The organism is Streptomyces sp. NPDC058291 (genome assembly GCF_042880855.1).
In the GTDB taxonomy this organism is placed as follows: Bacteria; Actinomycetota; Actinomycetes; order Streptomycetales; family Streptomycetaceae; genus Streptomyces.
On sequence record NZ_JBHVYK010000096.1, the window covers coordinates 21,084 to 28,481 of the forward strand.

General features: G+C 72.3%; 7 protein-coding genes. 6 read left to right on the forward strand and 1 reads right to left on the reverse strand.

All coding sequences use genetic code 11. From position 1 onward, the window contains the following. Positions 1–3 precede the first annotated feature (3 nt). Complete coding sequence (gene disA, locus ACFVYK_RS32560) at positions 4–1,128, forward strand: DNA integrity scanning diadenylate cyclase DisA (protein ID WP_389780223.1); 1,125 nt, start codon at positions 4–6, stop codon at positions 1,126–1,128. A gap of 236 nt (positions 1,129–1,364) precedes the next feature. Here the strand turns inward: disA and ACFVYK_RS32565 are convergent, their stop codons facing one another. Next, on the reverse strand, positions 1,365–2,225 hold the full coding sequence (locus tag ACFVYK_RS32565; RefSeq protein WP_389780224.1) for a hypothetical protein: 861 nt from the start codon (positions 2,223–2,225) through the stop codon (positions 1,365–1,367). 256 nt (positions 2,226–2,481) lie between these two features. Between ACFVYK_RS32565 and ACFVYK_RS32570 the strand changes: the two genes are divergently transcribed. From ACFVYK_RS32570 to cseC, 5 genes are all read left to right on the forward strand, one after another. Further along, the gene (locus ACFVYK_RS32570) at positions 2,482–3,429 is read left to right on the forward strand and encodes an A/G-specific adenine glycosylase (RefSeq protein ID WP_389780225.1); all 948 of its coding nucleotides are present in this window, start codon (positions 2,482–2,484) and stop codon (positions 3,427–3,429) included. 300 nt (positions 3,430–3,729) lie between these two features. Further along, positions 3,730–4,272, forward strand: a complete 543-nt coding sequence (locus ACFVYK_RS32575; RefSeq protein ID WP_384652154.1) for a SigE family RNA polymerase sigma factor — start codon at positions 3,730–3,732, stop codon at positions 4,270–4,272. After that, positions 4,257–4,916 (forward strand): hypothetical protein, encoded by a 660-nt coding sequence (locus ACFVYK_RS32580; protein WP_389780227.1) that lies wholly within the window; start codon positions 4,257–4,259, stop codon positions 4,914–4,916. The genes ACFVYK_RS32575 and ACFVYK_RS32580 overlap by 16 nt, the downstream gene beginning before the upstream one ends. 246 nt (positions 4,917–5,162) lie before the next feature. Then, positions 5,163–5,864: a two-component system response regulator CseB gene (gene cseB / locus ACFVYK_RS32585; RefSeq protein WP_389780228.1), complete on the forward strand. Its 702-nt coding sequence runs from the start codon at positions 5,163–5,165 to the stop codon at positions 5,862–5,864. 19 nt (positions 5,865–5,883) lie between these two features. Then, positions 5,884–7,227 (forward strand): two-component system sensor histidine kinase CseC, encoded by a 1,344-nt coding sequence (gene cseC, locus ACFVYK_RS32590; RefSeq protein WP_389780229.1) that lies wholly within the window; start codon positions 5,884–5,886, stop codon positions 7,225–7,227. Positions 7,228–7,398: the final 171 nt, after the last annotated feature.

The following is a 7,398-nucleotide window of genomic DNA, read 5'->3' on the forward strand; positions in this document are numbered from 1 at the left end:
GCAGTGGCAGCCAACGACCGGGCGGCAGCTCCCGGAAAGTCCGGTGGGAGTTCCGGTGCCGACGGCCTGATGCGTGCCGCGTTGAGCGCGGTGGCTCCCGGCACTGCCCTGCGCGACGGCCTGGAGAGGATCCTGCGCGGCAACACCGGCGGGCTCATCGTGCTGGGCTCCGACAAGACGGTCGAGGCCATGTGCACGGGCGGGTTCGTCCTGAACGTGGAGTTCGCGGCCACGCGCCTGCGCGAGCTGTGCAAGCTCGACGGCGGCATCATTGTCTCCTCCGACCTGTCGAAGATCCTGCGGGCCGGGGTCCAGCTCGTGCCGGACCCCATGATCCCCACGGAGGAGACGGGCACCCGGCACCGCACGGCGGACCGGGTCAGCAAGCAGGTGGGCTACCCGGTCGTCTCGGTGTCCCAGTCCATGCGGCTGATCGCTCTGTACGTCGACGGACAGCGCCGCGTCCTGGAGGACTCCGCCGCGATCCTGTCCCGCGCGAACCAGGCGCTGGCCACCCTGGAGCGCTACAAGCTCCGCCTGGACGAGGTGGCGGGAACGTTGTCAGCGCTCGAGATCGAGGACCTGGTCACGGTCCGGGACGTCTCCGCGGTGGCGCAGCGCCTGGAGATGGTCCGCCGCATCGCCACCGAGATCGCCGAATACGTGGTCGAGCTGGGCACGGACGGGCGTCTGCTCGCCCTCCAGCTCGACGAGTTGATCGCGGGCGTGGAGCCGGAACGCGAGCTGGTGGTCCGCGACTACGTCCCGGAGCCCACGGCCAAGCGGTCCCGCACGGTCGACGAGGCCCTCTACGAGCTGAACGCGCTCTCCCACGCCGAGCTGCTCGAGATGTCCACCGTGGCTCGCGCGTTGGGCTACACCGGTTCTCCCGAGGCGCTCGACTCTGCGGTCTCCCCGCGCGGCTTCCGCCTGCTGGCCAAGGTGCCTCGCCTCCCCGGCGCGATCATCGACCGCCTGGTCGAGCACTTCGGCGGCCTGCAGAAACTGCTCGCCGCGAGCGTCGACGACCTGCAGACGGTGGACGGCGTCGGCGAGGCGAGGGCCCGCAGCGTCCGCGAGGGCCTGTCCCGGCTGGCGGAGTCGTCGATCCTGGAACGTTACGTCTGACCTGCCCGGTCGACCTGCCCCGGCCCACCGGATCCGGTCCGAACCGTCGGGCCGGTCCGAACCGTCGGGCCGGTCCGACCGCCTCGTCCATCCGACCTGCCTGACCACCCGACCTACCTGACCACCCGACCTGCCTGACCCCGCTCAGACGGCCGCCCGACCGGCCGGACCCACCCACTGCGGGCGAGTCCGGAGGCCGATCAGTCGTCCTCGACGCCCTCGACGTTCTCGTCGGTCTAGTCGGCCTTCAGCACGAAGGACGTCTGCGCCTTCGCGAATCCCGGGGCCTTGGCCTCCACCAGGTACGTGCCCGCTTTGGCCGTCCCCGCCGGAGGCGTGGCGCACTGCGGCGCGCTCGGCTTGCGGTCCCACTTCACGATGTACGTGAAGCTGCTCTTGGCCGGCACCCGGTACAGCAGGCTCCCGGCCGTCCTGGGGCAGTCGGCCGACGACCAGTAGTCGTCGTCGACGGCTGCCTGCGTGATCGTCAACACCGCGGTCTTGGGGCCGAAATCGACTTTGCAGTCCACGGTCGAGCTGTTCTTGGCCGTCAGCCGGAAGGTGGGGGTCTCGTCCGGGGAGTAGTCGTTGCGGACGCTGCGCAGCGTCAACGTGACGGCGTTCGCGGCACAGTTGGGCAGCGTCGTCCCGACCGGCAGCGTCACGGCCGTACCGCCGTCGCCGCCGACGCCACCGCCGACGCCGCCGTTGCCGCTCGCGCTGCCGTTGGCGCCGTCGTCGAGGTCACCGGCACCGGCCGAACCGCCGTCCGCACCGCCGGTTCCGGCGCCGCCGTCCGAGCCCGCACCGGATCCCGTCCCCGAGCCGGACCCGCCGGTCGCCCCCGCGCTCGACTCGTCACGCCCGCCCGGCCTTTGGCTGATGGCGGGCCCCGACCCGGACGGTCCCGGCGTGATGGAGGAGGCCGGGTTCTTGCCGCCGCCCCCGTCGGCGCCGTTCCTCCCGCCGCCTCCGCCCGACGTCACCACCCACAGGACCAGCAACGCCAACAGGGCGAACACGGACAGCAGTACAGCCCTCCTTCGCCAGTAGATGGAGGAGGGAAGCGGCCCGACCGGATTGCGCAGTGATCCCACGGCGCAAACTGTACGAGAGATCGACGCGTTAGCTGGCCCCACCCGCCGCCGGGAACACAACTTTTCCGGATCATCATTCTGGAAGCCGCCCGCCCCGTACCCGACTTCGTCTTCGGCGGTCGCGCTCCCGTTATCGCATGGATGGCAGCTCTGGCCCTGGCCGCGGCGTGCGCCCGGGAAGCGCCCCCGGCGTACGACCCGGGCGAGTGGCGGTACGCGCGCGTGCCCCGGTGCGCATGGCAGGATCGGTAGGGCCATGACTGCCCCCACGAACACCCCGCACAGCAGCGGCCCCGCCCGCGATCACGCCGGCGCCGACGCCGAAGCCCCCGGAGCGGATCTGCACGCCCCGGTGATCCACTGGTTCGACGACCACGCCCGCGACCTCCCCTGGCGGCGCCCCGAGGCCGGGGCATGGGGTGTGATGGTCAGCGAGTTCATGCTCCAGCAGACGCCGGTGAGCCGCGTCCTGCCGGTCTACGAGCAGTGGCTCGCCCGCTGGCCGCGCCCCGCCGACCTCGCCGCGGAGGCCCCGGGCGAGGCCGTGCGCGCGTGGGGGCGGCTCGGCTACCCCCGCCGCGCCCTGCGGCTGCACGGCGCCGCTGTGGCGATAACGGAACGGCACGGCGGAGACGTCCCGTCCGACCACGCACAGCTCCTGGCGCTGCCCGGCATCGGCGAGTACACGGCCGCGGCCGTCGCCTCCTTCGCGTACGGGCAGCGGCACGCGGTCCTGGACACCAACGTCCGCCGCGTCTTCGCGCGCGCCGTCAGGGGTGTGCAGTACCCGCCGACCGCCACCACGGCCGCCGAGCGCAGGCTGGCCCGCGCCCTGCTCCCCGACGACGAGCCGACGGCCGCGCGCTGGGCCGCCGCCTCCATGGAGCTCGGCGCGCTCGTCTGCACGGCCAGGAACGAGACGTGCGCGCGCTGTCCCATCGCCGCACAGTGCGCCTGGCGGCTCGCGGGCAAGCCGGCGCACGACGGCCCGCCGCGCCGGGGCCAGACCTACGCCGGCACGGACCGGCAGGTCAGGGGCAAGCTGCTCGCCGTCCTTCGCGACGCGCACGCGCCCGTGCCGCAGACCGCCCTCGACCGCGTGTGGCACGAGCCGGTGCAACGCGCGCGAGCCCTGGACGGACTCGTCGCGGACGGACTGGTGGAGCCGCTGCCGGGCGGGCTGTACCGCCTGCCACTGACCTGACGCATGGTCAGTTGACAGCCTGGAGGCTTCGTCACGACCGCCGACAGGCCTTTGTCACGCCCGACACATGGACGAATCACCTCATAGATCTGCAATGCAACCCATGCTCTTACCCCGAACCTCCTTCCGTTACACAACCGACGGACAGCTGAGTGCTGGCCGAAGGCTGCTTCGGACAGCGCCGTGACAACACCTCCGTAGCTTCATCTCCATGCCCGGCGGAGACACGGCGGGCTGCAGACCACAAGCAGTGAGCCGGCGGCGACCACCGCCGGAACGGGGAATCGGAGGCGGTTGACCATGGCGCAGGGCGAGGTGCTCGAATTCGAGGAGTACGTCCGCACGCGGCAGGACGCGCTGCTGCGCAGCGCCCGTCGGCTCGTCCCCGACCCGGTCGACGCCCAGGACCTGCTGCAGACCGCGCTGGCCCGGACGTACGGCCGCTGGGACGGCATCGCGGACAAGCGGCTCGCCGACGCCTATCTGCGCCGGGTCATGATCAACACGCGGACCGAGTGGTGGCGGGCCCGCAAGCTCGAAGAGGTGCCGACGGAGCAGCTCCCGGACGCCAGCGTGGACGACTCCACCGAGCAGCACGCGGACCGCGCCCTGCTGATGGACGCGATGAAGGTGCTCGCACCCAAGCAGCGAAGCGTCGTCGTCCTGCGACACTGGGAGCAGATGTCCACGGAGGAGACGGCCGCCGCCCTCGGCATGTCGGCCGGAACGGTCAAGAGCACGCTGCACCGGGCGCTCGCCCGGCTCCGCGAGGAGCTGGAAGCCCGCGATCTGGACGCACGCGCGCTGGAGCGTGAGGAGCGGGAGCGTTGCGCGGCGGCCTGACCCAGGCCGGGCCCACACCGGCCCGAGGCGCCATCCAGGCGGCGATCACGGCGATGACCGGGCTCGCCGCCCTCGGCCTTTTCGTCTCCGCCTGCGGCACCGGAGGCACCGGCGCCCGCGACGAGGGCCCCGCCCACGCCGACGCGGTGGTGGGCGCCACGGCCTCGTCCTCGACGGTCCCCCCCGGCGACCCGAACCGGGCGGAAGCGGTCCGCCTCGTCAAGGACGATCCGCAGGTCTCGGCCGAGGTGAAGAGCGATCTCAAGCCCTGCGTCGGCGACGAGTACCCGGTCGACGTGTCGTACGGGCGCCTCACCGGCGGCTCCGGCGACGACCTCATCGTCAACGTGCTCACGTGCGGGGACGCCGTCGGCGTCGGCTCCTATGTCTACCGGGAGGACGGCGACGGCTACGCGAACGTGTTCAAAGCGGAGGAGCCGCCGGTCTACGCCGAGATAGACCGGGGCGACCTGGTGGTCACCAAGCAGGTGTACGAGAAGGGCGACCCCGTCTCCAGCCCGTCCGGGGAGAACGTGGTCACGTACCGCTGGGTCGCCGGCCGGTTCCTCAAGGAGTTCAGCTGGCACAACGACTACAGCAGCGTCGTCGGCGGGGACCCCACGCCCCTGCCGGGCACCAGCTGACCTGCCCGGGAACGGCCGGCCGAGAAAAGTCGGGCCGCCGTGAACCGATCGGGCCGCCCGTTCCGATCAACTGGTGGACGGACGAGAGTGGCCGAGGGCGGGCGGGAAATGAACGCTCCCGGCGTTCCGCGCGTCCACCCAAGGGACGCCCTGACAGCACGCGGACAGAAACCCGCCAGACTGACGACCGACAGGCGCCTCCGCCGACACGCACACGAGTACGCAACGAGAACTGAGAGCACCGGGATGGCAGACCAGACCCACGTCCTGTTCGTCGAGGACGACGACGTCATCCGCGAAGCCACCCAGCTCGCCCTGGAGCGGGACGGCTTCGCGGTCACCGCGATGCCCGACGGCCTGTCCGGCCTGGAGGCGTTCCGCGCCGACCGCCCCGACATCGCACTGCTGGACGTCATGGTGCCGGGCCTGGACGGCGTGAGCCTGTGCCGGCGCATCCGGGACGAGTCAACCGTGCCGGTGATCATGCTCTCGGCCCGCGCCGACTCCATCGACGTCGTCCTGGGGCTGGAGGCCGGCGCCGACGACTACGTGACCAAGCCCTTCGACGGCGCCGTCCTGGTCGCCCGCATCCGTGCCGTGCTGCGCCGCTTCGGCCACGCGGGCGGCGGCGACCGCGGCGAGCCCGCCGCCGACCCCGCCGGCGGTGTGCTGACCTTCGGCGACCTGGAGGTCGACACGGAGGGCATGGAGGTGCGCCGGGCCGGGCAGCCGGTGGCGCTGACCCCGACCGAGATGCGCCTGCTGCTGGAGTTCTCCTCCGCTCCGGGCACCGTCCTCTCCCGCGACAAACTGCTGGAGCGAGTGTGGGACTACGGCTGGGGCGGCGACACCCGGGTCGTCGACGTCCATGTGCAGCGGCTGCGCACCAAGATCGGCCCGGACCGCATCGAGACGGTCCGCGGCTTCGGCTACAAGTTGAAAGCCTGAGCGGGGCGGAGACAGAAGTATGCGGGGGATGGTCCGGCACCTGGGTCCGGCTCGCGCGGAGGGCTTGAGCCTCCGCACGGGTCTGCGATGGAAACTGAGCGCGGCGATCGCGCTGGTCGGCGCGCTGGTGGCGATCGCGCTCAGCCTGGTCGTGCACAACGCCGCGCGCGTGTCCATGCTGGACAACGCGCGCGACCTCGCCGACGAGCGCGTGCGGATCGCCCAGCACAACTACGAGACGTCGGGGCGGCCCAACTTCCCCAGCATCAAGATCGACGACTCCGGCCTGCCGCCCGCGTTGCGGGAGAAGGTCCAGGAGGGCCGCCGGGCCACGTTCGTCGCCGAGCGGAGAGGCAGTGTGCCGGACATCTGGGCCGCCGTCCCGGTCAAGGACGGTCATGTGCTGTCCCTGCACACGGGGTTCACCGACCGCAGCACGGACATCCTCAAGGACCTCGACCAGGCCCTGGTGATCGGTTCCATCGCGGTCGTCCTCGGCGGCAGCGCGCTCGGTGTGCTCATCGGCGGCCAGATGTCACGCCGGCTGCGCAAGGCGGCGGCCGCGGCGAACCAGGTCGCCAAGGGCGAGACGGACGTCCGCGTCCGGGACGCGATAGGCGGTGTCGTGCGGGACGAGACCGACGACCTGGCGAGCGCGGTCGACGCCATGGCGGACACCCTCCAGGCTCGGCTGGAGGCCGAGCGCCGGGTCACCGCCGACATCGCCCACGAACTGCGCACCCCGGTGACGGGACTGCTCACGGCGGCCGAACTGCTGCCGCCGGGCCGGCCGACGGAGCTGGTGCTGGACCGGGCCAAGGCCATGCGGACGCTCGTCGAGGACGTCCTGGAGGTGGCCCGTCTCGACGGCGCCTCGGAACGCGCCGAGCTGCAGGACATCGTGCTCGGCGAGTTCGTCTCCCGCCGGGTGGCTGCCAAGGACCCGGACGTCGAGGTGCGGGTGGTGCACGAGTCGATGGTCACGACCGACCCGCGCCGCCTGGAGCGGGTCCTGTTCAACCTGCTGGCCAATGCCGCCCGGCACGGCAAGCCGCCCGTCCAGGTCACCGTCGAGGGCCGGGTCATCCGGGTCCGCGACCACGGCCCCGGGTTCCCCGAGGACCTGCTCGCCGAGGGGCCGAGCCGTTTCCGCACCGGCAGTGTCGACCGCGCGGGACACGGACACGGACTCGGGCTCACCATCGCCGCGGGTCAGGCCCGCGTCCTCGGCGCCCGCCTGACCTTCCGCAACGTACGGCCCGCGGGAGCTCCGGAGCACATACCGTCCGAGGGCGCCGTGGCCGTCCTGTGGCTGCCCGAACACGCACCGACGAACACGGGAAGCTATCAGACGATGCCGTGAGGCAGCACGCCATCGGCACCGGCACCGGCACGGGCACCGGCCCCGGGGCGGACGGCTAGGACAGGGGCGCGCCGCGTGCCGTGCGGCCCTGCACGGGCGGGGCGTGGAGGGCGAGGGCGGGGCGAGGGCGGGGACGTGGCGAGGGCGGGGGCGAGGACACCCCGTCCTCGC

Excerpts from the sequence above, each read along its gene's own strand:
- cseC (WP_389780229.1), top strand. The coding sequence starts at position 5,884 with ATGCGGGGGATGGTCCGGCACCTGGGTCCGGCTCGCGCGGAGGGCTTG.
- ACFVYK_RS32575 (WP_384652154.1), top strand. The coding sequence starts at position 3,730 with ATGGCGCAGGGCGAGGTGCTCGAATTCGAGGAGTACGTCCGCACGCGG.
- cseB (WP_389780228.1), top strand. The coding sequence starts at position 5,163 with ATGGCAGACCAGACCCACGTCCTGTTCGTCGAGGACGACGACGTCATC.
- ACFVYK_RS32570 (WP_389780225.1), top strand. The coding sequence starts at position 2,482 with ATGACTGCCCCCACGAACACCCCGCACAGCAGCGGCCCCGCCCGCGAT.